This window comes from Aeromonas sp. R6-1 (assembly GCF_040908165.1).
Classification (GTDB): domain Bacteria; phylum Pseudomonadota; class Gammaproteobacteria; order Enterobacterales; family Aeromonadaceae; genus Aeromonas; species Aeromonas caviae.
Genome location: NZ_JBFODF010000021.1, coordinates 17030 through 42523 on the forward strand (window position 1 = coordinate 17030; position 25494 = coordinate 42523).

The 25494-nt window shown below is 61.4% G+C and carries 22 protein-coding genes; 15 read left to right on the forward strand and 7 right to left on the reverse strand.

Annotated features, from left to right (window positions below):
• Window positions 1-246 precede the first annotated feature (246 nt).
• The 3 genes from AB5Y68_RS04640 (at window position 247) to AB5Y68_RS04650 (ending at window position 4205) form a co-directional block, all read left to right on the forward strand.
• Window positions 247-1938, forward strand: coding sequence for a sensor histidine kinase (locus AB5Y68_RS04640; RefSeq protein ID WP_039038987.1), 1692 nt, complete (start codon window positions 247-249; stop codon window positions 1936-1938).
• Window positions 1935-2639, forward strand: coding sequence for a two-component system response regulator BtsR (gene btsR, locus AB5Y68_RS04645; RefSeq protein WP_039038988.1), 705 nt, complete (start codon window positions 1935-1937; stop codon window positions 2637-2639). Before AB5Y68_RS04640 ends, btsR begins: the two co-directional genes overlap by 4 nt.
• Window positions 2640-2783: 144 nt before the next feature.
• On the forward strand, window positions 2784-4205 hold the full coding sequence (locus AB5Y68_RS04650; protein WP_039038989.1) for a carbon starvation protein A: 1422 nt from the start codon (window positions 2784-2786) through the stop codon (window positions 4203-4205).
• A 62-nt stretch (window positions 4206-4267) separates the two neighbouring features.
• On the opposite strand, the gene AB5Y68_RS04655 is transcribed toward AB5Y68_RS04650, so the two are convergent.
• The gene (locus AB5Y68_RS04655) at window positions 4268-5911 is read right to left on the reverse strand and encodes a mechanosensitive ion channel family protein (RefSeq protein ID WP_039038990.1); all 1644 of its coding nucleotides are present in this window, start codon (window positions 5909-5911) and stop codon (window positions 4268-4270) included.
• Between the two features lie 216 nt (window positions 5912-6127).
• Here AB5Y68_RS04655 and AB5Y68_RS04660 point away from each other — a divergent pair, with 216 nt between their 5' ends.
• The 5 genes from AB5Y68_RS04660 (at window position 6128) to AB5Y68_RS04680 (ending at window position 11381) form a co-directional block, all read left to right on the forward strand.
• Window positions 6128-6460: a DUF3302 domain-containing protein gene (locus AB5Y68_RS04660; protein ID WP_039038991.1), complete on the forward strand. Its 333-nt coding sequence runs from the start codon at window positions 6128-6130 to the stop codon at window positions 6458-6460.
• A gap of 10 nt (window positions 6461-6470) precedes the next feature.
• Window positions 6471-7508, forward strand: coding sequence for an HlyD family secretion protein (locus AB5Y68_RS04665; protein WP_039038992.1), 1038 nt, complete (start codon window positions 6471-6473; stop codon window positions 7506-7508).
• Between the two features lie 120 nt (window positions 7509-7628).
• Entirely contained in the window at window positions 7629-9389 is a 1761-nt protein-coding gene (locus tag AB5Y68_RS04670) for a DEAD/DEAH box helicase (RefSeq protein WP_039038993.1), read from the forward strand.
• An 87-nt stretch (window positions 9390-9476) separates the two neighbouring features.
• The gene (gene dacB / locus AB5Y68_RS04675) at window positions 9477-10910 is read left to right on the forward strand and encodes a D-alanyl-D-alanine carboxypeptidase/D-alanyl-D-alanine-endopeptidase (protein WP_010674030.1); all 1434 of its coding nucleotides are present in this window, start codon (window positions 9477-9479) and stop codon (window positions 10908-10910) included.
• 213 nt (window positions 10911-11123) lie between these two features.
• Entirely contained in the window at window positions 11124-11381 is a 258-nt protein-coding gene (locus AB5Y68_RS04680; protein ID WP_010674029.1) for a GrxA family glutaredoxin, read from the forward strand.
• Window positions 11382-11416: 35 nt separating this feature from the next.
• On the opposite strand, the gene AB5Y68_RS04685 is transcribed toward AB5Y68_RS04680, so the two are convergent.
• Complete coding sequence (locus AB5Y68_RS04685) at window positions 11417-11626, reverse strand: DUF1653 domain-containing protein (RefSeq protein WP_010674028.1); 210 nt, start codon at window positions 11624-11626, stop codon at window positions 11417-11419.
• Window positions 11627-11982: 356 nt separating this feature from the next.
• Between AB5Y68_RS04685 and AB5Y68_RS04690 the strand changes: the two genes are divergently transcribed.
• A complete protein-coding gene (locus AB5Y68_RS04690; RefSeq protein WP_005302243.1) occupies window positions 11983-13197 on the forward strand; it encodes a pyridoxal phosphate-dependent aminotransferase in 1215 nt (404 codons plus the stop codon).
• A gap of 65 nt (window positions 13198-13262) precedes the next feature.
• Here AB5Y68_RS04690 and AB5Y68_RS04695 read toward each other — a convergent pair whose 3' ends face one another.
• Together AB5Y68_RS04695 and fabV are read right to left on the reverse strand one after the other, a co-directional pair.
• The gene (locus AB5Y68_RS04695; protein WP_368206930.1) at window positions 13263-14738 is read right to left on the reverse strand and encodes a YfcC family protein; all 1476 of its coding nucleotides are present in this window, start codon (window positions 14736-14738) and stop codon (window positions 13263-13265) included.
• A gap of 162 nt (window positions 14739-14900) precedes the next feature.
• Window positions 14901-16094: an enoyl-ACP reductase FabV gene (fabV, locus tag AB5Y68_RS04700; RefSeq protein ID WP_041212832.1), complete on the reverse strand. Its 1194-nt coding sequence runs from the start codon at window positions 16092-16094 to the stop codon at window positions 14901-14903.
• Window positions 16095-16364: 270 nt separating this feature from the next.
• Here fabV and AB5Y68_RS04705 point away from each other — a divergent pair, with 270 nt between their 5' ends.
• Window positions 16365-16790, forward strand: a complete 426-nt coding sequence (locus AB5Y68_RS04705) for a DUF4124 domain-containing protein (RefSeq protein WP_039038680.1) — start codon at window positions 16365-16367, stop codon at window positions 16788-16790.
• Between the two features lie 468 nt (window positions 16791-17258).
• On the forward strand, window positions 17259-18557 hold the full coding sequence (locus AB5Y68_RS04710) for a methyl-accepting chemotaxis protein (protein WP_039038679.1): 1299 nt from the start codon (window positions 17259-17261) through the stop codon (window positions 18555-18557).
• Between the two features lie 72 nt (window positions 18558-18629).
• Here AB5Y68_RS04710 and AB5Y68_RS04715 read toward each other — a convergent pair whose 3' ends face one another.
• The 3 genes from AB5Y68_RS04715 to tnpA form a co-directional block, all read right to left on the reverse strand.
• On the reverse strand, window positions 18630-18827 hold the full coding sequence (locus tag AB5Y68_RS04715; protein WP_039038678.1) for a hypothetical protein: 198 nt from the start codon (window positions 18825-18827) through the stop codon (window positions 18630-18632).
• A 61-nt stretch (window positions 18828-18888) separates the two neighbouring features.
• Window positions 18889-19785, reverse strand: a complete 897-nt coding sequence (locus AB5Y68_RS04720) for a DMT family transporter (RefSeq protein WP_368206931.1) — start codon at window positions 19783-19785, stop codon at window positions 18889-18891.
• 69 nt (window positions 19786-19854) lie between these two features.
• Window positions 19855-20259, reverse strand: a complete 405-nt coding sequence (gene tnpA / locus AB5Y68_RS04725; protein ID WP_010674034.1) for an IS200/IS605-like element ISAs26 family transposase — start codon at window positions 20257-20259, stop codon at window positions 19855-19857.
• A 57-nt stretch (window positions 20260-20316) separates the two neighbouring features.
• On the opposite strand from tnpA, the gene AB5Y68_RS04730 reads away from it, so the two are divergent.
• The 4 genes from AB5Y68_RS04730 to rsxC all read left to right on the forward strand — a co-directional run bounded on the left by AB5Y68_RS04730 (window position 20317) and on the right by rsxC (window position 25492).
• Window positions 20317-21543 (forward strand): RNA-guided endonuclease InsQ/TnpB family protein, encoded by a 1227-nt coding sequence (locus AB5Y68_RS04730; RefSeq protein ID WP_368206932.1) that lies wholly within the window; start codon window positions 20317-20319, stop codon window positions 21541-21543.
• Between the two features lie 151 nt (window positions 21544-21694).
• Entirely contained in the window at window positions 21695-22276 is a 582-nt protein-coding gene (gene rsxA, locus AB5Y68_RS04735) for an electron transport complex subunit RsxA (protein WP_039038677.1), read from the forward strand.
• Between the two features lie 4 nt (window positions 22277-22280).
• Complete coding sequence (rsxB, locus tag AB5Y68_RS04740; protein WP_043156390.1) at window positions 22281-22847, forward strand: electron transport complex subunit RsxB; 567 nt, start codon at window positions 22281-22283, stop codon at window positions 22845-22847.
• A 14-nt stretch (window positions 22848-22861) separates the two neighbouring features.
• Complete coding sequence (gene rsxC, locus AB5Y68_RS04745; protein ID WP_368206933.1) at window positions 22862-25492, forward strand: electron transport complex subunit RsxC; 2631 nt, start codon at window positions 22862-22864, stop codon at window positions 25490-25492.
• Window positions 25493-25494: the final 2 nt, after the last annotated feature.

Consider the following 25494-nt stretch of genomic DNA (forward strand, 5'->3'; position numbering starts at 1 on the left):
GGCCGGGCGGAGCATGCCACCTCCGTGTGGCGTATCCGGTGGATACCTTCATGCTCGCATCAGCAATATCAAGCGGGCGCAGGTTACACAAATATCAATTTAACGTGCTGATTTTATATGGTTTTATTTTTCCATTCTGGCAAACTGCCGCAGCGTTCAGCCCGCAGCCCGCATCAAGACGGGCTCAGGCTCACCCTGCGTCATGACAACGCCCGGCTCCGGCGTGGTGTTTGAGGAAGCTTTTTTATGCAACTAGTCCTCTCTCTGCTCCAGCAGATGAGCGTCAGCCTGGTCATCGCCTACCTTTTTTCCAAAAGCCCCCTGCTGCGTCCCCTGGCCAACTACTCCGTCAGGCTGCCCCACAAGGTGCTCATCTATGTCATCTTCTCCTGCTTTTGCATCCTGGGAACCTATGTAGGCCTCGACATCGATGATGCCATCGCCAACACCCGGGCGGTCGGTGCCGTACTGGGGGGACTGCTGGGCGGCCCCCTGGTGGGATGCCTGGTGGGGCTGACCGGCGGCCTGCACCGCTATACCCTGGGGGGGTTCACCGATCTCGCCTGCGCCATCTCCACCACCTGCGAAGGCTTGCTGGGGGGGCTGGTTCACTGGCGGCTGATGCGGGTAGGCAGGGTCAATGACCTCTTTGCGCCCAGGGTCGCCTTCTTCACCACCTTCGTGGCCGAGATCATGCAGATGGTGATCATCCTGCTGGTCGCCACCCCCTTCGACAAATCCCTGCTGCTGGTGCGCACCATCGCCACCCCCATGATCCTCGCCAACTCCTGCGGGGCGGCGCTCTTCATCAGCATGATCCGCGATCAGCAGCGGATGTACGAAAAGTTCTCCCGGGTTTTCTCCGCCAAGGCGCTCACCATCGCCAATCGCACCGTCGGCATCATGAGCCAGGGGTTCACTCCAGAGGCCAGCGGCAAGATAGCCCATATCGTTCAGGAAGAGACCGGCGTCGGCGCCGTCGCCATCACGGACACCGACAAGATCCTCGCTTTCATCGGCACCGGAGAAGATCACCACAAGCCGGGCACCCCCATCACCTCGGCGATCACCCTGCAAGCCATCGCCCAGAACAAGGTGCTGTTCGCCGATGGCAACAGCCAGCCCTATCGTTGCAGCATCTCCCCCCAGTGCCAGCTCGGCTCCGTGCTGGTGATCCCCCTGCAGGGTGACGAGGGGGTGATCGGCACCATCAAACTCTATGAGCCCAAGAAGCGGCTCTTCCTCAAGATCAATCACACCCTGGGAGAAGGGATCGCCAACCTGTTGTCCCAGCAGCTGCTGGCAGGCCGCCTGGAGCAGCAGCAGCGCCTGCTGGTGCAATCCGAGCTCAAGCTGGTGCAGGCACAGATAAACCCCCACTTCCTGTTCAACACCCTCAACACCATCAGCGCCATTACCCGCCGCGATCCGGGACGGGCACGGGAGCTGCTGCTGCACCTCTCCCGTTTCTTTCGCAACAACCTCAAGCGCCAGAGCGGCCTGACCACGCTGCGGGAGGAGCAGGAGCACTGCCTCTCCTACCTGGAGATAGAGCAGGCCCGCTTTGGCGAGCGGCTCACCGTCATCAACGAGATCCCGCCCCACCTTGCCGAGGTGCAACTGCCGAGCTTCACCCTGCAGCCCCTCATCGAGAATGCCATCAAGCACGGCATCTGCTCCCTGCTGGGAGAGGGGCGACTTCGCCTCTTCGCGAGGGAGACCCCCGAGGCGATCACCCTTTGCGTCGAAGACAACGCCGGGGCCTGGCAACCATCCGGCCAGGGGGATGGTCTGGGGATGAGCCTGGTGGACAAGCGCCTCAAGAGCGCCTTTGGCGAGCGCTATGGCATTGACGTCCAGTGGGAGCCAGAGCAATGGACCCGGGTCTCCCTGACGCTCCCACGACAACCCCGCACCACCGCCAAGGAGATGACATGATCCGCACCCTGATCGTCGATGACGAGCCCTATGCCCGCGAGGAGCTGGCAGAGCTGCTGGCCAGCGATCCCGACATCGAGATCCTGGGCATGGCGGGCAACGCCATCGAGGCGCTCGGCCTCATCCAGCAACTCAAGCCGGATGTGGTGTTTCTCGATATCCAGATGCCCAAGCTCAGCGGCATGGAGCTGGTGGCCATGCTCGATCCCCTGCCCCGCATCGTCTTTGTCACCGCGTTCGACGACTACGCCATCCAGGCCTTCGAGGAGAACGCCTTCGACTACCTGCTCAAGCCGGTGGAGCCGGCGCGCCTCGCCAAGACCCTGGCGCGGCTCAGGCAGGACATCACCCCGCAACCGGTCGGGACCCTGGCCCCGACCATCCACCATATCCCCGGATACCTGCACAACCGGGTACGGCTGCTCCCAACCTCCCAGGTGGAGTACGCCTTCTCCGATCTCGGCGGCGTCCATGTCGCCTGCCAGGGCGAGCTGTTTCACACCCAGCTCACCCTCAAATCCCTGGAGGAGAAGACCCCGTTGCTGCGCTGTCACCGCCAGTATCTGGTAGCCCCGACCGCCATCTTCGAAATCCGGCTGCTGGAGAATCAACTGGCGGAGATCGTGACCCCAAGCGGGGCCCGGGTACCGGTCAGCCGCCGCTACCTCAAGGAGCTCAAAGACGAGCTGGGACTGGAATAAAGCGGGGCGCGGTGTGCGCCGGATCACAGCGGACAACCGCTCGGGTCGCCATGTCGCCGCTCACCCTCTTTCACCTGCCGTTAACAGAAATCCCCCCCTACACTGGCTGCGCACACCAAAAAATAACAAAGCAGGAGCGTAGCAATGATCTGGTTCTTCCTCTGTGTCGGCTTGTTGATAGCCGGCTACTTCGTATACGGCAAATTCATCGAACGGATATTCGGGCCCAAACCCGAGTTGAAGACCCCCGCCATCACCATGGCGGACGGAGTGGACTATGTCCCCATGTCGGACAAGAAGGTCTACCTGGTTCAACTGCTCAACATCGCCGGCGTCGGCCCCATCTTCGGCCCCATCCTGGGTGCCCTCTATGGTCCGGTCGCCATGCTCTGGATCGTCTTTGGCTGCATCTTCGCCGGTGCGGTCCACGACTACTTCTCCGGCATGCTGTCGGTACGCGCCAGGGGCGCCTCGGTGCCGACCGTGGTCGGTGAGCACCTGGGCACCGCCGCCAAGCACTTCATGAACCTCTTTGCCGTGGTGCTCCTGATGCTGGTGGGCGTGGTCTTCGTCCTGAGCCCGGCGGGCCTGCTCGCCAACCTCACCTCCACCGATCTGGTCTACTGGATTGCGGCCATCTTCGCCTACTACATCCTCGCGACCATCGTCCCCATCGACAAGATCATCGGCCGCTTCTACCCCATCTTCGGCGCGCTGCTGGTCTTCATGTCGGTCGGCCTCATCATCGGCCTCATCGTCTCCGGCAAGGGCTTCTACAACACCGGGATGGACTTCTCCAACCTGCACCCGACGGACCTGCCGCTCTGGCCGCTGCTGTTTATCACCATCGCCTGTGGTGCCGTCTCCGGTTTCCACGCCACCCAGTCTCCGCTGATGGCGCGCTGCATGCAGAACGAGAGCTCCGGTCGCTTCATCTTCTACGGCGCCATGATAGGGGAAGGGATCATCGCCCTCATCTGGTGCACCCTGGGTCTCTCCTTCTACGACAGCACCGAGGCGCTCAACGCCACCCTGGCCAGCGGCGGCCCCTCTGCCGTGGTGCACGAAGTCTCCACCAGCCTGCTAGGTACCGTGGGCGGCATCCTGGCCATCCTCGGCGTGGTGATCCTGCCCATCACCTCCGGTGACACCGCGTTTCGCAGCGCCCGCCTCATCGTGGCGGACTTCCTGAACCTGACCCAGAAGCCCATGGCCAAGCGTCTGCTCATCGCCATCCCCATGTTCATCCTTGGTTTCATCATCTCCAAGGCCGAGTTCGGGGTGATCTGGCGCTACTTCGGCTGGGCCAACCAGACCACCGCCGTCATCATGCTGTGGGCTGCGGCCGCCTACCTCATCAAGGAAGGCAAGCTGCACTGGGTATGCACCATTCCCGCCATCTTCATGACCGCAGTGGTCATCACCTACCTGGCCAACGCCCCCATCGGTTTCGGCCTCGAGATGAATGTTTCCACCATCATCGGTCTGGTGAGCACCGCCCTCATCACCCTCGCCTTCCTGGTGAAATTCAGGCCCTCCCAACTGAGAGAGGCCAAGGAGAGCTGAGGCATCAGCTTCTCTTCATGACAATAGGCCCGGCATTGCTGCCGGGCCTCTGCTTTTTGTGGTCACTCCCTGACGGGGGGCTCGGCGGAATCGGGCGCCCGGGCCGGCGCCTGATACCACTGCTCCCTGGCCACCAGCACAGCCTGTTCCGGCTGGGCAATGAAGTTGGGGGACATGATCTGCACCCCGAACTCGTTGAAGACATCCTGAATATGGCCATGGAGCTCCGTCTTGACCACTGCAGGGAGTTCGTTCGCCTTCATTCTTACCTGCAACTCGTACTCCACATACCAATCCTGCAGATTCAACTGCCGCACCAGGGGAGCTTCATCCTGATTGAGCCGGGTGCAACGCCGCGCGGCCAGCTCCAGCATGGCATGTACCTGACGCCAGGGGGTGTCATAACCGATGGTCACCTTGGTCAGCAGGGCCACCCCCTTCTCGCCCGCCAGCCGTGTCAGGTTCACCACCTTGCCACCCACCACCACCGCATTGGGCAGCGTGACCTCGTGATCCTGGCGCGTCACCAGCTTGGTCGAGAGGGCGTTGAGCTCGCTCACCATCCCCTCAACCTCGCCGATCTGCACCAGATCCCCTGGCCGCAGTGCGCGGGAGTAGATGAGCACCAGGCCGCTCATGGCATGGTTCATGATACCGGCCGATCCCAGTGTCACCATCAGACCGAAGAAGACGCTGATCCCCTTGAAGGCATCGGAATCCGCCCCCGGCAGATAGGGGTAGGCCACGGTCAGGGCAAACAGCCAGATCACCACTGACAGCAGCCGCCGGGTGGCGCCTATGGTTTCGGCGTGCAACCCCTGCACCCGGAACTGGCCACGCTCGATACGGTCGAAGAGGATGGCCAGCATCTTGATGAAGAAACGGGCGATGACCACGATAAGCAGCACGGTCACCAGACCGGGCATGGCGGCAATCATGCCCTCCAGCATGTCGCCACACAGGGCAAACAGGGATTCCCCAAGCCGATCGCTCCAGGCCCGGGTCTGGGGGAACAGGCCGAGCACATAGGTCAGCCAGCCATAGGTGAGCATGAAGATGAGCAGCAGCGTGATGAGGCCGAGCAAGCGGACCTCGACATTCCCGGTGACCTGGCGCCAGGAGTGGGGGACCAGCCCCTTCTGCAGCAACAGGCGGTTGGCCAGCCACTTTCTGACTCGCCGATGCCCCCGCTGCAACAGCCAGATGAGGCCGAAGAAGATCAGGCTGACCACCACCGCCAAGCCAACGGCTCTGAGCAAATAGGGGGTCGAGTGCAGCTCGAGATACTTGATGCGCACGCCGTCGAGCCGATGCAGGACACGTTCGGCCGCCTGATCCAGGGTCAGCTCGTCGAATTCATCAAGGTCCCCTTCCAGCAGCACCAGAATGCGCTTGCCATTGACCAGAAACTCCCGGCTCTCCTGGCCGTATCGGCTGCCTTTCGTCACGGCCACAGGCGTCATGAGGTCGCTTGGCTCCATCCGCTGAACTCGCTCATGGGCCAGCCGTACCCTGGCCGCCCCATCCAGGTTGCCATATTTAGCCGTCAGCATGACGATGGGTTCATGAAGCAGGACCAGGGTCTGTGCCCGCTCCTGCTCATTGGGCTCCATTCTGGGTTCGGCGGTCCAGCCGAGGCGGGACCACAACAGGCAGATCAGCAACAGGCCAAGCCGCCATCCTTTGCCACTGCACCATTCGTTCATCAGGTTCACCTCTCACCTTACCCGGGCATCCATTGCTGTTTGATTTTATCTAACCAAATCAATTTTGTGTGTTAAATGAGCAACCGATGAACCATGCCTGTACCGCCACACCAACTCTCCGATTGCAGACTTGCACCGACGGCATATGCTGTCATTATTGCCGAAGCCTCGACTCGACAATCGAAGCATTGTTAGCGACTCAGACGGGAGAAATCGATGGTACTTGACTACATTGCCCTGGGGATCCTGGTGTTTGTCGTCTTGGTCATGTTCTATGGCATTATCGTCATTCACGATATTCCATATGAAATTGCCAAGCACCGTAATCACCCCCACCAGGACGCCATTCACGTAGCAGGCTGGGTCAGCCTGTTCACCTTGCACGTGCTCTGGCCCTTCCTCTGGATCTGGGCCACGATTTATCGCCCCGATCGCGGCTGGGGCTTCTCGCAACGCCTACAACATGACGAAACCGAGATCAGCGCACTCAAAGAGGAGCTGGCCGCACTGCAGGCTCGCATGACCACGCTCGAACAGACCGACAAATAGGTAACGCCCAATGGACCTGCTACTTATTCTCACCTATACAGCCCTCTGCATAGGTATTTTCAAGATCTTCAAGATCCCGCTCAACAAGTGGACCGTGCCGACCGCCGTGCTGGGTGGCGTCATCATCATCGGCACACTCATCATGCTGATGAACTACAACCACCCCTATTCCGAGCTGGCTCGCAACTATTATGTCTCCACCCCGGTCGTGCCCCTGGTCAAGGGGCGTGTCACCGACGTCCCGGTCAAGCCCAACCAGCCGGTCAAAAAAGGGGATGTGCTGTTTCGCATCGACGCTGAGCCCTTCCAGGAGAAGGTCGCCAGCCTAACGGCGCGCCTCGCCTCCAACACCGATTTTCTGAAGGCTCTGGACGCCCGCCTGCGCTCCGCCAGCCTGGACAGGGATCGCGCCCAGGAGCTGATGCGACGGGGCATCGGCAAACAGCGCGACCTCGACGTCACCCAGGCCAACGTGGATGACATCGTCGCCCAGATAGATCAGCAGAAAGCGACCCTCAATGACCTGAGTGCCCAGCTCAACATCGCCAAGTACGATCTGGAGCAGACCGTGGTCTACGCCCCGAGTGACGGTCATGTCGTGCAACTGGCATTGCGCCCGGGCATGATTGCCGCCCCCTTCATGTTCCGCCCCGTGATGACCTTCATTCATGAAGATGCCAATGCCTATGTCGGCTGGTTCTGGCAGAACAGCATGCAGCGGCTCAAGGCGGGTGACGAGGCCGAAGTCGTGCTCGACGGCATCCCGGGTCGCATCTTCAAGGCCAAGGTGCAGTCCGTTATCCCGGCCATGGCTCCGGGCAACATCCAGGCACAGGCGGGTCTTATCGATCAGACTTCGGCCCAGGTACCGGGTCGCCTGCCCATCGTGCTCGAGATCACCGATCCCGAGTGGGCAAACTACCAGGTGATCGCGGGCTCCAGCGGTCAGGCCGCCATCTATACCGAGCACTTCCACCACGTGGCCATCATGCGCAAGATCCTGATGCGCATGGGTAGCTGGCTCAACTACCTGTTCCCCTTCCACTGAGGTCCCTGACCTGCACGGGCCGGCATCTTGCCGGCCCGCTTCCTGTCAGCACGCCCCCCTCGCTGCATTTTCCCCGCAAGATCCCTATAATGGCGCCACCTTGCGCCACAACCGTTCCCCATGTTCGTTCTCAGACCCTATCAAACCGACGCGGTCAACGCCGTCATCAACCACTTTCGCAAACACCCGGATCCCGCCGTGGTGGTGCTGCCCACCGGGGCCGGCAAGAGCCTGGTGATCGCCGAGCTGGCGCGCAAGGCCCGTGGCCGGGTGCTGGTGCTGGCCCACGTCAAGGAGCTGGTGGAGCAGAACCACGCCAAGTACGAGGCGTGGGGGCTCAAGGCCGACATCTTCGCCGCCGGGCTGGATCGCAAGGAGGCGAGCGCCCAGGTGGTGTTTGGCTCGGTGCAGTCGGTGGCACGCAATCTGGATGCCTTCGACGGGGCGTTTTCGCTGCTCATCATCGACGAGTGCCACCGGGTCTCGCTCGATGACGACAGCCAATACCACCAGGTGATCGAGCATCTCAAGGCCGCCAACCCTGCCCTCAAGATCCTCGGGCTCACCGCCACCCCCTATCGGCTGGGGCTGGGCTGGATCTACCGGCGCCACTACCACGGCATGGTCAAGAGCCACGGCGAGCGGCTCTTTGGTGACTGCGTATTCGAACTGCCCCTGCGCTTCATGGTGAAAAACGGCTACCTGACCCCGCCGCGCCTGGTGGACGCCCCCATCGTCCACTACGACTTCAGCAAGCTGGTGCCGCGGGAGAACGGCCTGTTCAGCGAGGCGCAGCTCAACGGCGAGATCAGGCGCCAGGAGCGGGTCACCCCCCATATCCTGAGCCAGGTGCTGGAGTATGCCGCCGACCGGCAGGGGGTGATGATCTTCGCCGCCACCGTCGAGCATGCCCGGGAAATTCATGGCCTGCTCGATGCCAGAGGCCAGCAGGCCGCCCTCGTCACCGGCGAGACGCCGGGACCGGAGCGCGACGCTCTAATCAGTGCCTTCAAGGCGCGCGAGCTCAAGTTTCTGGTCAACGTGGCGGTGCTCACCACCGGCTTCGATGCCCCCCACGTCGACCTTATCGTGATGCTGCGTCCCACCGAGTCGGTGTCGCTCTACCAGCAGATTGTGGGACGGGGCCTGCGCCTCTCACCCGGCAAGAGCGATTGCCTGGTGCTCGACTACGCAGGCAACAACTTCAACCTGTTTGCCCCCGAAGTGGGGGAGCCCAGGCCCCACGCCGGCACCGAGCCGGTTCAGGTGCCCTGCCCCGCCTGCGGCTTTGCCAACACCTTCTGGGGCAAGACCGACGAGGATGGCAAGGTGATCGAGCACTATGGCCGCCGCTGTCAGGGACTGTTTGAAGATGACGAGGGCAACCGCGAGGAGTGCGACTACCGCTTTCGCGCCAAGATCTGCCCCGGTTGCGGCGCTGAAAACGACATCGCCGCCCGTCGCTGCCAACGCTGTGACCAGCTGCTGGTGGACCCTGACGACAAGCTCAAGGAGGCCCTCAATCTCAAGGACTGCATGGTGATCCGCTGCGCCGGTTTGACCCTGAGCCCTGGGCGAGGCAAGCAGGGGGAGCGGCTGGAGGTGACCTACCACGACGAGGATGGCCTGACCCTGACGGAGTACTTCCCCTTTCACTCCCGGGGTGCACAGCGCTTGTTTCAACAACGCTTTGTGCGTCATCATTGGCCCGCCCCGGGCCTGGAGCCCGAATTCACGACCCTGGCGAGCGTGATGCTCGCGGCAAACCAGTTCCGTCACCCGGATTTCGTCATCGCCCGCAAGTCGGGACGCTTCTGGCAGGTGAAGGAAAAAATATTCGATTACGAGGGGCGTTACCGGACTGCCAACGCCCCGGCCTGACCCCATGGCAGGCGATACCCGGCAGTCACCCGGTTTGATTATCGGGGCGGTTTCTGATGCCGCCCTTTCGTTCAGTTAGAGGATCCTATGCAGCGGCTGTTGATTGGTTTTTGTGCTCTCTTTTCTCTGGCGGTCCAGGCCGCCCCGCTGACCCCGCCCAAGGGGGGCCAGTACGCCGTCATCGTACAGGGCAACAACGGGGTGGAATTTGCCCGTCACGCCGATGACATGATAGCCCCCGCCTCCACCATGAAGGTGCTCACCGCGCTCGCCGCCCGCCTCGAACTCGGTGCCGACTTCCGCTTCGCCACCGACATCCAGGCCCAGCCCGGCGCCAAACAGGGCACCACCATCAACGGCGACATCTGGATCAACTTCGTGGGCGACCCGACCCTGTCGCGCATGGATCTGGTCGCCCTGTTCAAACAGTTGGGCGTCACCCGCATTCAGGGCAACGTCTATGTCAACACCGGTGCCTACAACGGCTATGAGCGTGGCAACGGTTGGTCCTGGGGGGATCAGACCCTCTGTTTCGCCGCTCCCGTCTCCTCGGTCATCATCGACAAGAACTGCGCCTACGGCACCATCACCGCCACCCAGATTGGCAAGCCTGCGGTGGGCAACGTGGCCACCGGTGTGCCCATCGGCATCGGCGCCGACAACGTGGAGGTGATGAGCTATGGCGACATGGCACGCCAGTTCTGCGCTCTGGAAGTGGACATGGCCAAGGGCAACTTCTACGAGCTCAAGGGCTGCATCACCCCGAACAAGGAGCCACAAGGGCTGCGCTTTGCCATCCATGACGTGGAGGCCTGGGGCTGGGACAACATCCGCTGGGCCATGAACCGCGCCGGGATCAGCCACGACGGCCTGCTGCGGGTCACCCATCAGGCCCCTGTCGGTGCCCAGACCCTGGCGACCCACTACTCTGTCTCCCTGCCGGTGATGCTCGCCAAGATGTTGAAAAAGTCCGACAACCTCTACGCCGATACCTTCCTCAAAACCGTGGGGCGTCACTACTACAACAAGCCGGGCAGCTATCGCAGCGGCACCATGGCGGTGCGCGCCATCCTGACCAAGCACGGCATTGACCTTGGCAACGCCACCCTGGCCGACGGCTCCGGCCTCTCCGCCCACAATCTCATCAGCGCGCGCCAGATGTTGTCGGTGCTGAACTTCATCCAGAAGAACGATGCCGAGCTCGACTTCATCAAGCTGCTGCCAAGCTCCCAGGTGGACGGCACCCTGGCCTGGCGACGCAGCGTCACCGCGCCCATGATGAAGAACAAGGTGCACGCCAAGACCGGTACCATCACAGGTACGTCGAACCTCGCCGGCTTCATCGACACCGCCGGTGGCCAGCGCAAGGCCTTCGTGATGTTCCAGCGCGGTCTCTCCCAGGATCCGGCGACCCACGAGCGCTACCGCGCCAGCAAGGCGCCCTGGCCCTGGACCGTCTTCGAAAAAGGCGTGCTGGAGAGCATCTACCAGCAGCAACCCATCCAGATCGTCGAGCAGTGAGACAGACGGGCTGCCTTGCCGGCAAGGCGGCTCCACTCCCCGACCTTGGGGCGAAACAGGGACGCTGGCGCCGTCATCAGCAGTGGGCGCAATCGGAGATGGCGAACGTAAGCATCGCTATTTTCAGCTTTGACTGACAGGGCGCCACGGCTATGCTGTGCCCAGCCTCATCTCAGTGGCCTTCTTCAACGGCTTGTTTAATGGAGAGAAAAGATGTTTGTAGAGATTTTTGGTCGTCCCGGTTGCCCCTATTGCGTGCGTGCCAAGCAGATTGCCGAGCAACTGACCGAGGAGCGCGATGACTTCGAGTTCCGCTACGTGGATATCAACGTGGCCGGGCTGACCAAGGACGATCTCGCCGCCAAGGCGGGCAAGCCGGTCACCACTGTGCCGCAGATCTTCCTGGATGAGCAGCACATCGGCGGCTGCACCGATTTTGAGGCCTATGCCAGAGCCAATCTGGGTCTGTAAGCCCCGACACCATGAAAAAAGGCGCCAAGCCTGCCTCAGGCCACCGGCGTGAAGCGGCTCACCACCTGCCCCTGATGTTCAATCCACTCCATGAACATGGCGACGGGGCGGGCATAGACCTGACCATCCTGTTCGGATTGATAGATCACCAGCTGCTCCTGGGTTTCGGTGTGCAAAGCCAGGGCCAGAACCTGGTAATAGCCCCCCTTGAAATGGCGGTAGCGACCGGTGGCGGGTGCCTGCATGAGTGAACCTCGAGAGCGGGAAGATGAGCCCCCGTGCCTGCGTGCTCCCCTGGCAGACCGACGGGTCGGGGCCTTTTTTACCCCAGCCAATCGTGCCAGATGGGGGAGATATTTCAATACACTCATGTTGCTTTATGAATCTGCCCCTCATCTTTCACTAATCTACCAAAGAGAGGCAAACGATCATGCTGAATTTAACATTTCAACAACCCTGTTTCAGGGGTAAATATCAGGGATTTATTCCATAAATTAGATTGTTCTAGCATTCAATTCTGTGAAGAATAGGGGCAGAGAAATTTGATACTAAAAACAGCTTTTCTGCCAACGCGCCCCACGGGGAAGGAATCACGCTCACCATGTTCACTATCGACAAGTCGCACAAGCTCGACGATGTCTGCTATGACATCCGCGGCCCGGTGCACAAAGAAGCTCGCCGTCTCGAAGACGAAGGTCACCGCATCATCAAGCTCAACATCGGCAATCCGGCCCCGTTTGGCTTCGAAGCACCGGAGGAGATCATCAAGGATGTGATCCTCAACATGCCCCAGAGCCAGGGCTACTGCGACTCCAAGGGGCTCTTCTCCGCCCGCAAGGCGGTGATGCAGTATTACCAGCAAAAAGGGATGCGCAAGGTCGACATCGACGACATCTACATCGGCAACGGTGCGAGCGAGCTCATCGTGATGGCGATGCAGGCGCTGCTCAACAACGGCGACGAGATGCTGGTGCCCTCCCCCGACTACCCGCTCTGGACCGCGGCCGTCACCCTCTCCGGCGGCCATGCGGTGCACTACCGCTGTGACGAAGGGGCTGACTGGTATCCGGATCTCGACGACATCCGCGCCCGCATCACCCCGCGTACCCGCGGCCTGGTGCTGATCAACCCCAACAACCCGACCGGTGCCGTCTACGGCAGCGAGTTTTTGCTTGAAGTGATCGAGATCGCCCGTCAGCACAACCTCATCATCTTCGCCGACGAAATTTACGACAAGATCCTCTACGACGACATCTCCCACACCAGCGTCTGCACCCTGTGCGACGATGTGATGGTGGTGACCTTCAACGGCCTCTCCAAGGCCTACCGCGCCTGTGGCTTCCGCCAGGGCTGGATGGTCATCACCGGTCCCAAGGGTCGTGCCAAGGGTTATATCGAGGGGCTGGAGATGCTGGCCTCCATGCGGCTGTGTGCCAACGTGCCCATGCAGCACGCCATCCAGACCGCCCTTGGGGGCTACCAGAGCATCAACGAGCTGATCCTGCCGGGGGGCCGCCTGCGTCGCCAGCGGGACAAAGCCTGGGAGCTTTTGAACGAGATCCCGGGTGTCTCCTGCGTCAAGCCCAAGGGGGCGCTCTACATGTTCCCGCGCCTCGACCCCAAGGTGTATGACATTCGCGATGACCAGAAGATGGTGTTCGACCTGCTGCAGCAGGAGAAGCTCCTGCTGGTGCAAGGCACCGGCTTCAACTGGCCGGCACCGGATCACTTCCGCCTGGTGTTCCTGCCCCGGGAAGAGGAGCTGGAAGAGGCCATCGGTCGCCTCGCCCGCTTCCTCAAGGGCTACAAGCAGTAAGCAAGGCTCATGAAAAAGGCTCCTGCGGGAGCCTTTTTGTTGTCTGTCGTTTTCTATTCGCGCCATCAGCCGTGGAGCAAGGCCCCGGCCACCAGCACCGCCATGGTGATGAGGGCCACCCCGATGATGAAGGGCAGCACCCAGCGCACGAAGCGATCGTAGGGGATCCTGGCGAGCGCCAGCCCCGCCACCAGGTGAGCGGCGGTGGGGGCGAACAGGTTGATCCAGCCGGAGGCGGACTGATAGGCGGTGATCACCAGATCCCGCGAGATGCCGGAGAAGTCCGCCAGCGGCCCCATCAACGGCATGGAGACGGTCGCGAGCCCCGAGGTGGAGGGAATGAAGAAGCTCAGGATGATATGCACCAGATAGGCCATCAGGATGAAGACCGACGACGACAGCCCGCTCACCAGTCCCTCGGCCCAGTGCAGTATGGTGTCGATGATGACGCCGTGCTCCATCACCACATAGATGCCGCGCGCCACCGCCACCACCAGGGCCACCCCGATGAGATCCCGCGCCCCGTTGAGGAAGGTCGCCACGTAGTTGGACTCCGGTATCCGGTTGATGAGGGCAATCAGGATGGAGGCGCTGAAGAAGAGGGTGGAGAGATCGTCGAACCACCAGCCCAGGGTGGGCAACAGATCGATGCCCAGATCGGACCAGGGCACCACCGCATAGATCATCAGCAGGAAGGTGCCGAAGAAGACCAGCATGGTGAGCTTCTGCTTGCCGCTGAAGGCGAGGTTGCCGCTCTTCATCTGGGAGAACTCGTCGTCATAGACGATGTCGGCCAGCACGGAGCGGGACTTGTCCTGCTGCACCTGCCTGGCGTAGCGCATCACGAACCAGGAGGCGAAGATCACCAGCAGCAGCCACTGGATGACCCGCAGCCCTATCCCCTCACCGATGGGGATACCCGCAAAGCCGGAGGCGATGCCGGTGGCAAACGGATTGACGGTGGAGGCGAGCACCCCAACCCCGGAGCCGAGCAGGATGATCCCGGCCGCCACCATGCGATCGAAGCCCGCCGCCATCATCACCGGCACGATGAGTGCCCAGAAGGCCACCGTCTCCTCCGCCATGCCGAAGGTGGAGCCACCCAGGGCGAACAGGGCGATCAGCACCGGGATGAGCAGCCGCTCGCGCCCGGCAAAGGTACGCACTATGGCCCCGACCCCGGCATCCAGCGCCCCGCTCTGCATGGTCACCGCCAGAAAGCCGCCGATGATGAGCACGAACAGTGCCACGTCCGCCGCCTTGTGAAAGCCCTGGATGGGCGCCTTGAGCACATCGAATACCCCCTGGGGTTGGGAGGGGAGCTCGGTGTAACTGCCGGGTACCGGCAGCAATCGCTCGTCACCGCTGTAGTCGGCCACGGCCGCCGCCGCAACCGGCTGCTGGGTCTTGGCCGTCACATAGTTGTATTTGCCCGCCGGCAGCACCCAGGTGAGGGCCGCCATCAGGGCGATGATGATGAAAAGCAGGGTATAAACCGTGGGGAGCTGGCGCTTCTTGGGCGCCTCATGGGTTGTGGTCATGACTTTCGTACCTCGGCGGTGCCGTCTGTGATCCGGACAGCGCAAGCCTAGCGGGTTTGTTCGGGGAAAAAGGTGATCGCGGATAATAAACCTGAGGCAACAGGTTGAGCCTGCTGCAAAAAAACAGGGCCCCGCAGGGCCCTGTCTGTGCTGGTGACCGACTTACAGCTCGACCACGTCGAATTGCACGTCCGGATTCACGTCCGCATCGTAGTCCACCTCGTCCAGACCGAAACCGAACAGGCGCAGGAACTCCTGCTTGTAGCCGGTGTAGTCGGTCAGTTCACTGAGGTTCTCGGTGGTGATGGAGGGCCAGAGATCACGGCAGGTCTGCTGCACGTCTTCACGCAGTTCCCAGTCATCCATGCGGATGCGGGCCTGCTCGTCCAGCGCCATGTCGGCGCCGTACAGGCGGGTGCGCATCATGCGGTCCACCTGCTCCATGCAACCCTCGTGGATGCCCTTCTCCTTCATGATCTTGAAGGCCATGGAGATGTAGAGCGGCATCACGGGAATGGCAGAGGAGGCCTGGGTCACCACGGATTTGAGCACGGCCACGTGGGCGGTCCCCCCCTTGGCGGCCAGATCGCCACGGATGGCGGTGGCGGCGCGGTCCAGATCTTCCTTGGCGCGCCCCAGGGTACCATGCCAGTAGATGGGCCAGGTCAGGTCGGTACCGATGTAGGAGTAGGCCACGGACTTGGCGCCGTCAGCCAGCACACCCGCATCGCGCAGAGCCGCCATCCACAGCTCCCAGTCCTGGCCGCCCATGACGGTGATGGTGCTCTGGATCTCTTCCTCATTCGCCGGCTCGACGGTGGCGGTGATGATCTGATCCTTGTTGGTGTCGATGGCGGTGGAGGTGTAGACCTCGCCGATAGGTTTGAGGGCGGAGCGCACCACTTCGCCGGTGTCCGGCAGCTTGCGCACCGGAGAGGCCAGGGAGTAGACCACCAGATCGATTTGACCCAGATCCTGCTTGATGAGCTCGATCACCTTGGCACGGCACTCGTGGGAGAAGGCATCGCCATTGATGCTCTTGGCGTAGAGGCCGGCCTCTTTGGCGGCCTTGTCGAAGGCGGCGGAGTTGTACCAGCCGGCGGAGCCCGTCTTGGTCTCGGAGCTCGGCTTTTCGAAGAAGACACCGATGGTGGCAGCTCCGCTGCCGAAGGCTGCGGCAATGCGAGAGGCCAGACCATAGCCGGTGGAAGCGCCGATCACCAGCACCTTCTTGGGGCCATTCTCGATGGCGCCCTTGGCTTGGGTGTAAGCGATCTGGCGACGAACATTGGCTTCACAACCGACCGGGTGGGTGGTGGTGCAGATAAAGCCGCGAACCTTGGGTTTGATGATCATGTGTTGTCTCTTATCCGTTTGATGGATGAAATCGGGGCATAAGATACCTCATTGCGGCCCGTTATGGTGCTCTGATGTGTTGAACTGCGGGGAAACAGGCAGGGATCCGTCGCTTTATGCAGCCATAGCACACCCATTGCGCAGGAGATTTCCCCGCCATGGACCAGAGAGAGGCAACGTGAGGACCGGAATGTCACACCCGGAACGAGGCCGTTGTCTGACCTTGCGCCATGTACTAGTGTGCAAGGAAGAGGATTCAAGGAGGAGTCTATGTCACGCATGCTGGTCATCTCTCTCGCCTGCCTGGGGCTTGCCACCGTCCCCGTTGTCCAGGCGGCTGTCTATCAATGCGCCCGCGATGGGCAGATCACCTTCAGCGACATCCCCTGCAGCAGCGACGCCAAACCCATGGCACTCAATGTCTATACCCCCTCCCCCGAGGCGGTGGAGCAGGCGGCCAACCAGACCCGGGAGATAGAGCAGAGCCTGGCGAACGGCCAGAAACAACGCCAGGCCGAGGCGCTGCGCACCGAGATCGAGGCCAAAAAGCAGAAGATGAACAACGAGATGACCCAGATCACGGAGAACAAGGCAAGATCCCGCAATGTCTCGGCAGAGATGCAGTCGGTCACTACCCGATATCAGAAAGAGATTGAGTCCCTGAACCAGAAACTCTCTACCTTGCAGGCAAAATAAACACTCCCTGTTTCGGGACAAAAAATATACCGAAGCGGCAATGTCGTCACGGGTTCACACATGCCGCATATCCAAAAGCTCACACCCTTGGCCGTTTATTTCTCACACCAGAGAGTCAGATAGCGGCTATTTCCAGATCCCCGCCTCCACCTATTTCACTGTGCCCATATAAGACTCATTGAATCCCCACATAGGCCACATGGCGCGCCACTGGGTTCATATGAAGGCGATATATAGAATAGTCAGTGCCAAAAGAGGCGCCTTCATGCCAATATTCCCTGGGGCCAGGGCGGCCCAGGAGATAAATAACCCTTGTACGAGACCCCACAATTAAAAAGCCATTTATCAACATTGAAAAATAAAAAGTTAATTTGAGTTCGATGACGACTCATCAGGACGCAATGCTATTGTTAATTTACTCAGATTTGGTCGTTATCCCATTCAAGGGTCTCATGGAGGAGCACTGTCATGTTCTGGAATCAAAAAGCAAGCAAGGAAGCCAGTGAGCAAGCGGCAAGGGTGGTGGAGCTGGGGGCATTTGAACAGGCTATCCAGTTGCAGGTCCCCTTCGTCCAGTTCACCCCGGCGGGAGTGGTCACCTTCGCCAACGAGCTGTTTCTCAAGATCGTGGGATTTGAGCGTGACGAGGTGATCGGCAAGCATCACAGCACCCTCTGCTTCCCCGACGACGTCAATACCCGGGATTACGAGACCTTGTGGCAGGATCTGCGCCACGGCGTCTCCCGCAGCGGCCGCTTTATTCGCCAGTCGAAATCCGGCAAGGCCGTGTGGCTGGAGGCGACCTATTTCCCCATCGTGATCGACGGCAAGGTGGTGCGGATCGCCAAGGTCGCCTCCGACGTGACCCAGCAGCAATCCACTCTGGAGCGCACCCAGGCCCTGCTGGCAGCGCTGGACAAGTCCCTGGCGGTCATTGATTTCCAACCCGATGGCACCGTCATCACCGCCAACCAGAATTTCCTCAACTGCTTTGGCTACCGGCTGGAAGAGGTGGTCGGCAAGCATCATCGCCTCTTCTGTGACAGCGATTTCTACCAGAACAACCCCCATTTCTGGCAGGATCTCGGATCGGGTGACATCAAGTCAGGGCTTTTCATGCGTCTGGGTCACCGGGGGGAGAAGATCTGGCTGGAGGCCACCTACAACCCCATCTTCAACCACGAGGGCAAGGTGGTCAAAATCATCAAGCTGGCGAGCGACATCACCGAGCGGGTGGAGAAATCCATCTCCACCCGGGAAGCGGCCCAGAAGGCGTGTGCCATCGCCAGCGAAACCGTCGCGAGCGCCGCCAGGGGGCGGGAGGTCATCGACAGGGTGCTCGACACCTCCTCCCACATCAACACCTCGGTCAATGCGGTCAGCAAGCAGATAGAGCAGCTCAACCAGCAATCCAGGAGCATCGAATCCATCATCTCCACCATCAGCGGCATCGCGGATCAGACCAACCTGCTGGCCCTCAACGCCGCCATCGAGGCGGCCCGCGCCGGGGAACAGGGACGGGGATTCGCGGTCGTGGCCGACGAGGTGAGGCAGCTGGCGGCGCGCACTTCCAGCTCCACCAGCGAGATCGTCACCGTCATCAAGCACAACTCGGAGATCACCTCCCAGATCACCCAGACCGTCTCCGTCGTCTCCGACAAGGCGGTGGCAGGTCAGGAGCAGGCCACCATCATCGCCGACGTCATCAAGGAGATCATCGAGGACGCCAACTCGGTGTCGGACACCGTCAAGAGCCTCTCCATCTGAGCGACAGCTGCCAATGACAACGGGGGGCCCAGGCCCCCCGTTGTCATTGCTATCCGCCCACCCGACACCCGCTCAGCCATCTCCCAGGAGATAGTGTCTGGCTTCCTCGTCCGCCAGCGCGAGGGCGATGTCCCATAGCGCGGCGATGCAGAGCCCCTCCTCCCCCACGGCCTCCTCTTCCAGCGCCTCCAGGGCTCTGGCATCGGCCAGGGTAAAGGGGGGATGGCTCAACAGGCTTTTGGCCGCGGCCAGCAAGTGCATGTCGCTCATCGGTCGGCTCCTTCTTAGACAGCGTGTTTCCCTGCCCAGACTGTAGCCTAATGACGGCGACTCATCCCCCGGTGGCGACTGCCTGCGCACGCTTCCTGCCGGACGGCAGTTGGCCCACCCCGATGCCGGCCAGCACGGCGGCACAGGCCACCCATTGCAGGGCAGTGAGCGTCTCTCCCAGCAGCAGATAGGCGAGCAGCAGGGTAAAGACCGGTATGAGGTTCACATAGGCAGCCGCCAGGGTCACCTTCACCTGGGTCACCGACCAGTTGTAGAGCAGGTAGGCACCAAGTGTCACGAAGGCGCCGAGGAAGAGGATGACCCCCATGTCCTGCCAGGCCCAGCTCGCGGGCCAGGGCGCACTGAAGGCAAAGGGCGCGAAGAAGAGCATGCCGACGAAGGCCTGCAACGCTGTCAGTGTCATCACGCCGTAGCGGCTGGAGAGCTTCTTGAATACCACGGAATAGGTGGCGGCGCAGAGCATGGCGCCCATCTCCAGGCTGTTGCCGAGCAGGGCGTTGGGGGCGAACTCGTCGGCGCCCTCCCCCAACCCCAGCAGGGCGATGCCAACGATGGCGATGGCAAAGCCCAGCAGCTGGCGGCGACTCACCCGCTCTCCAAGCAGCACGAAGGCCACCAGAGCCACCATCAGGGGAAGCAGGGTACAGACCATACCGGCCTGGCCGGCACTGGTGTAACGCAGGGCGTTGACTTCAAGAAGAAAGTAGAGGCAGGGCTCAAGCGCCCCCATCAGAGCCAACCAGCGCCAATCCCCCTTCTGGTAAGTGACGCGGCCAAGCTGGCGGTAGCAGAGCAGCCAGCAACAGGACGCCACCCCCATCCGCATGAAGAGCACCTGACCGAAGGACCAGATTTCCAGCACATGTTTGAGGGCGATGAAGGAGCTGGACCAGAGCAGCATGGCCAGGGTCAGCGTCAGGACGGGTAAAGGGCGCACAATGCCTCCATCTTAAATGCGAAAGGGGACTCCCTCCGACGTAGGTGGGAGGGGAATTTCGCCGGGGCGTCAGCCCCGCTGGTTTTGAATGTATTGCTTGATCACCTCCAACGGTGCTCCGCCGCAAGAGCCCGCAAAGTAAGAGCGTGACCAGAGTACGGGTTTGCTGTAAGCACCTCTCAAGTCCAGAAATTCATTACGCAGTCGCCTTGATGTGACCGCCTTTAACGAGTTCACCAGTACCGATAGCTGTACCGTTGGCGCGTACTCTATCAGCATGTGAACATGATCAGCCTCTCCGTCACACTCTTTCAGTTCCGCACCAAAATCTCTGCAAACCTCTGCCGCACACTGACCGAAGGAAGCGTGATGCAGATCCCCCAGTATCGGCTTCCGATACTTGGTAATAAACACCAAATGTACGTGCAAAACGTAGGCCGCATGGCGTGATTTATTAATTTTAGTGAATTGCATTCTGTCACTCAATCGGGCTTAATAGATATGGCGATAATGCTACACACTGAGCGCTAAATGCAAATTCTGAAAGCCTACAAGTTCCGACTCGAACCGACAGCCCAACAAGCGCAACGCCTGCGCCAGTTGGGCGGTTGTGCTCGTTATGTCTGGAATCACGGGCTGGCAGAAACCAAACGCATTCTGGATGCTGGCGAAAAACTGCCTTCTGCCTTTGAGCTGAACAGGATGCTCACCAGTTGGAAGAAAGACCCAGAAATGGCCTTTCTGGCCGAGGCATATACCGACAACCTCCAGCAGAAGCTCAAGGATTTGCATGGCGCGTGGATGCGCTGCTTTGATAAGAAACTCGCCGCCAAGGCACCCGTATTCAAGAAAAAAAGCGACAACCGCGACGCTATCCGGTTCGTCAACTTCGACAAGTATTGCCGCCTTGAAAAGGGTCGCGTGAAGCTGCCTGCCGGGCTGGCGTGGGTCAAGTTCCGTCAGTCCCAGCCAGTTGAAGGGAAAATTAAAAACGCGACCGTCAGCCAAGCAGCCGGGCACTGGTATATCTCCTTTCAGGTCGAGCAGGAGACGCTTGAGCCAATTCACCCCTCCGGCTCAATGGTCGGGCTGGATGCGGGGATCGCCAAGCTCGCAACCCTGTCAGATGGCACGGTGTTTGAGCCCGTCAACAGCTTCAAAACCAATCAGACCAAGCTGGCAAGGCTCCAACGCCAGTTGAGCAAAAAGGTAAAGTTCAGCAGCAACTGGAAGAAACAAAAAGCCAAGATCCAGCGGCTGCATTCACATATCGCCAATAGCCGCCGCGATTACCTTCACAAGGTCACAACGACTATCAGCAAAAACCACGCGATGATCGTCATTGAGGATTTGAAGGTTGCCAGCATGTCAAAATCAGCAGCGGGCACGACCAGCCAGCCGGGGCGCAACGTCCGGGCAAAATCAGGGCTGAATCGTTCGATATTAGATCAGGGCTGGTTTGAGCTGCGCCGCCAGCTCGAATATAAGCAGGCATGGCGAGGCGGTCAGGTGTTGGCGATAAACCCGGCCTACACCAGCCAGCAGTGCGCCTGTTGTGGGCATACTGCGAAGGATAACCGCCAGACGCAAAGCCAGTTTAAATGCGCTGCGTGTGGTTATGAGGCGAACGCCGATGTGAACGGCGCTCGCAATATTTTAGCGGCGGGACACGCCGTTTTAGCCTGTGGAGGCGTGGTGCAATCAGGCCGCCCGATGAAGCAGGAACCCGGTACTGCGCGAGCAGCTATCACCCAGTAATGGGAATCCCCCTCCTGTGACGCGAAGCGCTAAGGTGGGGGAGGATGTCAAGAATTGGGCATTCGAATAATAACCATACGGCCTTGCGGTTGTCTAAAGGCACCTAACATCAGATAATACGGCCGCCTTCATACCGGATAACCCATCTTCAATGACTGAGTACCTGCTTTTACTGGTCGGCACCGTGCTGATCAACAACTTCGTGCTGGTGAAGTTCCTCGGCCTTTGCCCCTTCATGGGTGTCTCCGGCAAGCTGGAAACCGCCATCGGCATGGGTCTGGCCACCACCTTCGTCATGACGCTGGCCAGCGCCTGCTCCTATCTGATGGAGCACTATATCCTGATCCCGCTGGAGATCGCCTACCTGCGCACCCTGGGCTTCATTCTGGTGATCGCCGTGGTGGTCCAGTTCACCGAGATGGTGATCCGCAAGAGCAGCCCGACCCTCTATCGCCTGCTCGGCATCTTCCTGCCGCTCATCACCACCAACTGTGCCGTGCTCGGCGTGGCGCTGCTCAGCATCAACGAGCGCCACAACTTCATCCAGAGCATCATCTACGGCTTCGGGGCTGCCGTCGGCTTCTCCCTGGTGCTGATCCTTTTTGCCGCCATGCGTGAGCGGCTGGTGGCCGCCGACGTGCCGGCACCGTTTCGTGGCGTCTCCATCGCCATGGTCACCGCTGGCCTGATGTCGCTGGCCTTCATGGGCTTTACCGGCCTCATCAAGATATAACGCTATGATTCACATACTCTTTGCCATTCTGGTGCTGGCCCTGCTTGCCCTGGCCTTCGGCATCATTCTCGGCTTTGCCGCCGTCAAGTTTCATGTGCAGGCCGATCCCATCGTCGATCAGCTCGATGCTCTGTTGCCCCAGACCCAGTGCGGCCAGTGCGGTTACCCGGGCTGCAAACCCTACGCCGACGCCCTGGCCAATGGCGACAAGATCAACAAGTGCGTGCCCGGTGGCGACGCCACCATGCGCAAGATTGCCGACCTGATGGGGGTCGAGCCCCAGTCTCTGGACGGCGGTGAAGACGCGGCAATCCCCGTCAAGAAGGTGGCCTTCATTCACGAAGACATGTGCATCGGTTGCACCAAGTGTATCCAGGCCTGTCCGGTCGACGCCATCCTGGGTGCCACCAAGGCGATGCATACCGTCATCGCGGCCGAGTGCACCGGGTGCGACCTCTGCGTCGACCCCTGCCCGACCGACTGTATCGAAATGATCCCGGTGCCGACCACAGTCGACAACTGGAAATGGGATCTGGCCAAGGTCGCCATTCCGGTCAAGATAGTGGAATAAACAGCGGAGTAACCATGCAGCATCTGCTCGAACGCATCAAAGCCGGCACTCTGTGGGATTTTCACGGCGGCATCCATCCCCCCGAGAACAAGCACCAGTCCAGCCTGACCCCCGTCGTTGACGCGGGCCTTCCCCCACAGCTCATCATTCCGGTGCGCCAGCACGCGGGTCCGGCCGGCGAACTGCTGGTGCGGGTGGGGGACAAGGTCAAGAAAGGGCAACCCCTCACCCGTTTTGACAAGGGACGCATCGTGCCGGTACACGCTTCCACCTCGGGCACCATCACCGCCATCGAGCAGCACACGGTGGCGCACCCCTCCGGTCTTGACGATCTCTGCATCCTCCTCACCCCGGACGGAGACGATGCCTGGGGCGAGCGCACACCCCAGCCTGACTACTGGAACCTGGAGCGGGGGGCGTTGCTCGAACGCATCCAGCAGGCCGGCATCGCCGGGCTCGGCGGCGCCGTCTTCCCGACCCACAGCAAGCTCGACGGCCGTGGCCAGCTCACCGAGATCCTCATCGTCAACGGGCTGGAGTGCGAACCCTACATCACCACAGATGACCGTCTGATGCAGGAATACGCCGACGAGATCATGGACGGCATCCGGGTACTCAAGCACCTGCTCAAGCCCAAGCTCACCCTGATCGGGGTGGAAGACAACAAACCGGCGGCCATCGAGGCCCTGACCCGCCATGCCAGCGACGCCGACGTGCTGGTCAAGTCGGTACCGACCAAGTACCCCTCCGGCGGCGCCAAACAGACCATAGAGCTGCTCACCGGACGCCAGGTGCCCAAGGGAGGCCGGGCGGTCGACATGGGCATCATGGTGCTCAACGTCGCCACCGTCTTTGCCATCAAGCGCGCCATCATCGATGGGGAGCCGCTCATCGAGCGCATCGTCACCCTCACCGGCGACGCCTTCAAGAAACCCGGCAATGCCTGGGTGCGTCTGGGCACGCCGGTACGCTGGCTGCTCCAGCGTTTCGAGCTGCAACCGGAGGCGGATCAGCGGGTCATCATGGGGGGCCCCATGATGGGCTTCACCCTGCCCCACGCCATGGTCCCCGTGGTCAAGGCCACCAACTGCCTGCTCTCTCCCACCCGCGCCGAGCTGCCGCCCCCCGGCCCGGAACAGGCCTGCATCCGTTGCAGTGCCTGCGCCGATGCCTGCCCCGCCACCCTGCTGCCCCAGGAACTTTACTGGTACAGCCGGGTCAAGGAGTACGACAAGGCCGAGAAGCTCAACCTCTTTGACTGTATCGAGTGCGGCGCCTGTGCCTGGGTCTGCCCGAGCGAAATCCCCCTGGTGCAGTACTACAAGATCGCCAAGGATGACATCCGCGAGGCCCGTGCCGAGGCCGAGAAGGCCGAACGTGCCAAGCAGCGCTTCGAGGCCAAGCAGGCTCGCTTCGAGCGTGAGAAGGCGGCCCGCGAAGCCCGCCACGCCGAAGCCGCAGCCCAGCGTCGCCAGGCCATGACGACGGCCGGGGGCGAAGATCCGGTCGCCGCCGCCCTGGCCCGCATCAAGGCCAAACAGGAGACGGCCCAGGTGGCCGTGAGTGAACCCGCACCGGACAACGAGGCCATGATTGCCGCCCGTGAGGCGCGCAAGCAGGAGGCCATCGCCCGTCGTGCCGCCAAGGCCGCCAATGGCGAGGGCAATGGGCTGGCTGACACCCCGGCACCTGGGGAGCAACATCCCAAGGCAGAGCTGGATCCCAAGAAGGCCGCCATCGCCGCCGCCCTGGCACGGGCCAAGGCCAAGAAGGCCGCTCAGGCGCAAGGAGACGGGCCGGTGGTCGCAGGTGAGACATCCGTGAACACAAGCGAACACGCCGTTGAGGCCCCGGCCGCCGCATCCGGACCCGCCGCCGAGGTGGATCCCAAGAAGGCGGCTATTGCCGCCGCCATCGCCCGGGCCAAGGCCAAGAAGGCCGCCCAGGCGCAAGGGGATGGGCCGGTGGTCGCAGGTGAGACATCCGTGAACACAACCGATAACGCCGTTGAAGCCCCGGCCGCCGCATCCGAACCCGCCGCCGAGGTGGACCCCAAGAAGGCGGCCATCGCCGCCGCCATCGCCCGGGCCAAGGCCAAGAAGGCTGCTCAGGCGCAAGGTGATGGGCCGGTGGTCGCGGGTGAGACATCCGTGAACACAACCGATAACGCCGTTGAGGCCTCGGCCGCCGCATCCGGACCCGCCGCCGAGGTGGACCCCAAGAAGGCGGCCATTGCCGCCGCCATCGCCCGGGCCAAGGCCAAGAAGGCTGCTCAGGCGCAAGGTGACGGGCCTGTGGTCGCGGGTGAGACATCCGTGAACACAACCGATAACGCCGTTGAGGCCCCGGCCGCCGCATCCGGACCCGCCGCCGAGGTGGACCCCAAGAAGGCGGCCATCGCCGTCGCCATCGCCCGGGCCAAGGCCAAGAAGGCTGCTCAGGCGCAAGGTGATGGGCCGGTGGTCGCGAGTGAGACATCCGTGAACACAAGCGATAACGCCGTTGAGGCCCCTGCCGCCGCATCCGAGCCCGCCGCCGAGGTGGACCCCAAGAAGGCGGCCATCGCCGCCGCCATCGCCCGGGCCAAAGCCAAGAAGCTGGCGGCCGAGGCTGCCTCCTCCCCTTCGACCGACAAGAGCCACTGATC

What these genes read in the sequence shown, in the direction of transcription:
- AB5Y68_RS04640 (WP_039038987.1), top strand. Translation starts at nt 247, where the DNA reads ATGCAACTAGTCCTCTCTCTGCTCCAGCAGATGAGCGTCAGCCTGGTC.
- btsR (WP_039038988.1), top strand. Translation starts at nt 1,935, where the DNA reads ATGATCCGCACCCTGATCGTCGATGACGAGCCCTATGCCCGCGAGGAG.
- AB5Y68_RS04650 (WP_039038989.1), top strand. Translation starts at nt 2,784, where the DNA reads ATGATCTGGTTCTTCCTCTGTGTCGGCTTGTTGATAGCCGGCTACTTC.
- AB5Y68_RS04655 (WP_039038990.1), bottom strand. Translation starts at nt 5,911, where the DNA reads ATGAACGAATGGTGCAGTGGCAAAGGATGGCGGCTTGGCCTGTTGCTG.
- AB5Y68_RS04660 (WP_039038991.1), top strand. Translation starts at nt 6,128, where the DNA reads ATGGTACTTGACTACATTGCCCTGGGGATCCTGGTGTTTGTCGTCTTG.
- AB5Y68_RS04665 (WP_039038992.1), top strand. Translation starts at nt 6,471, where the DNA reads ATGGACCTGCTACTTATTCTCACCTATACAGCCCTCTGCATAGGTATT.
- AB5Y68_RS04670 (WP_039038993.1), top strand. Translation starts at nt 7,629, where the DNA reads ATGTTCGTTCTCAGACCCTATCAAACCGACGCGGTCAACGCCGTCATC.
- dacB (WP_010674030.1), top strand. Translation starts at nt 9,477, where the DNA reads ATGCAGCGGCTGTTGATTGGTTTTTGTGCTCTCTTTTCTCTGGCGGTC.
- AB5Y68_RS04680 (WP_010674029.1), top strand. Translation starts at nt 11,124, where the DNA reads ATGTTTGTAGAGATTTTTGGTCGTCCCGGTTGCCCCTATTGCGTGCGT.
- AB5Y68_RS04685 (WP_010674028.1), bottom strand. Translation starts at nt 11,626, where the DNA reads ATGCAGGCACCCGCCACCGGTCGCTACCGCCATTTCAAGGGGGGCTAT.
- AB5Y68_RS04690 (WP_005302243.1), top strand. Translation starts at nt 11,983, where the DNA reads ATGTTCACTATCGACAAGTCGCACAAGCTCGACGATGTCTGCTATGAC.
- AB5Y68_RS04695 (WP_368206930.1), bottom strand. Translation starts at nt 14,738, where the DNA reads ATGACCACAACCCATGAGGCGCCCAAGAAGCGCCAGCTCCCCACGGTT.
- fabV (WP_041212832.1), bottom strand. Translation starts at nt 16,094, where the DNA reads ATGATCATCAAACCCAAGGTTCGCGGCTTTATCTGCACCACCACCCAC.
- AB5Y68_RS04705 (WP_039038680.1), top strand. Translation starts at nt 16,365, where the DNA reads ATGTCACGCATGCTGGTCATCTCTCTCGCCTGCCTGGGGCTTGCCACC.
- AB5Y68_RS04710 (WP_039038679.1), top strand. Translation starts at nt 17,259, where the DNA reads ATGTTCTGGAATCAAAAAGCAAGCAAGGAAGCCAGTGAGCAAGCGGCA.
- AB5Y68_RS04715 (WP_039038678.1), bottom strand. Translation starts at nt 18,827, where the DNA reads ATGAGCGACATGCACTTGCTGGCCGCGGCCAAAAGCCTGTTGAGCCAT.
- tnpA (WP_010674034.1), bottom strand. Translation starts at nt 20,259, where the DNA reads ATGCAATTCACTAAAATTAATAAATCACGCCATGCGGCCTACGTTTTG.
- AB5Y68_RS04730 (WP_368206932.1), top strand. Translation starts at nt 20,317, where the DNA reads ATGCAAATTCTGAAAGCCTACAAGTTCCGACTCGAACCGACAGCCCAA.
- rsxA (WP_039038677.1), top strand. Translation starts at nt 21,695, where the DNA reads ATGACTGAGTACCTGCTTTTACTGGTCGGCACCGTGCTGATCAACAAC.
- rsxB (WP_043156390.1), top strand. Translation starts at nt 22,281, where the DNA reads ATGATTCACATACTCTTTGCCATTCTGGTGCTGGCCCTGCTTGCCCTG.
- rsxC (WP_368206933.1), top strand. Translation starts at nt 22,862, where the DNA reads ATGCAGCATCTGCTCGAACGCATCAAAGCCGGCACTCTGTGGGATTTT.